Origin of the sequence: Burkholderia sp. Bp9140, from assembly GCF_003853425.1 — a bacterium.
Classification (GTDB): domain Bacteria; phylum Pseudomonadota; class Gammaproteobacteria; order Burkholderiales; family Burkholderiaceae; genus Burkholderia.
On the sequence record NZ_QTPQ01000136.1, the window covers coordinates 1 to 344 of the forward strand.

1 pseudogene is annotated in these 344 nt (G+C 61.3%); it reads left to right on the forward strand.

The features are described from left to right. Positions 1-344 (forward strand): annotated as a pseudogene (gene sucC / locus DIE21_RS36970) (succinate--CoA ligase subunit beta); the annotation flags it as partial.

The window sequence follows — 344 nt, forward strand, 5'->3', positions numbered from 1 at the left end:
GGCGACGGCAAGGTCATCGCACTCGACGCGAAGTTCAACTTCGACTCGAACGCGCTGTTCCGCCACCCGGAAATCGTCGCGTACCGCGACCTGGACGAAGAAGATCCGGCTGAAATCGAAGCGTCGAAGTTCGATCTCGCGTACATCTCGCTCGACGGCAACATCGGCTGTCTCGTGAACGGCGCAGGCCTCGCGATGGCGACGATGGACACGATCAAGCTGTTCGGCGGCGAGCCGGCGAACTTCCTGGACGTCGGCGGTGGCGCCACGACCGAGAAGGTCACGGAAGCGTTCAAGCTGATGCTGAAGAACCCGGACCTGAAGGCGATCCTCGTGAACATCTT